This window comes from Paenibacillus terrae (assembly GCF_005217525.1).
GTDB classification, from domain to species: domain Bacteria; phylum Bacillota; class Bacilli; order Paenibacillales; family Paenibacillaceae; genus Paenibacillus; species Paenibacillus terrae_C.
Window position 1 is genome coordinate 1618 of the sequence record NZ_PNXQ01000005.1, and the last position, 406, is coordinate 2023.

Here is a 406-nt window from a genome sequence, read left to right on the forward strand (position 1 = left end):
AGGGTATCCCGAAGGCTGGCTGTATGAGTTGTACATAGATGAATGCTTTTACGAAGGAAAAGGGCACTGGAAACGGATCAAGCCGTTTCTGTTGCGTTGTGTGGAGTTAGGAAGACAGGACTTCATCCAAAAGGTATTGTTGAGGCTGACAGAGGATTTGTCCTATGTGCCGACCATATTTGAGCTTGCAGAAGAATTACACGCAGAAGGAAAGGAAAAGGAATCAGTTCCTTTTTATGAATGTGTAATCGAAAATGAAAAATATCGTCATTCGGAGCGGTTGGCTATAAGTCAATATAAAAGGTTTAAAGCTTATACAATGTCTGACTTGGAAAAGAGTCTTGAGTTCGTATTGGAATTTACACCATATCGTAATTTGCTTCCTGAGCATTATCAGTTGGAGGCG

The 406-nt window shown here is 40.9% G+C and carries 1 pseudogene; it reads left to right on the forward strand.

Features of this window, described 5'->3' with window-relative positions:
- Positions 1-406: pseudogene (locus C1I60_RS03360) on the forward strand (DNA-binding protein); the annotation flags it as partial.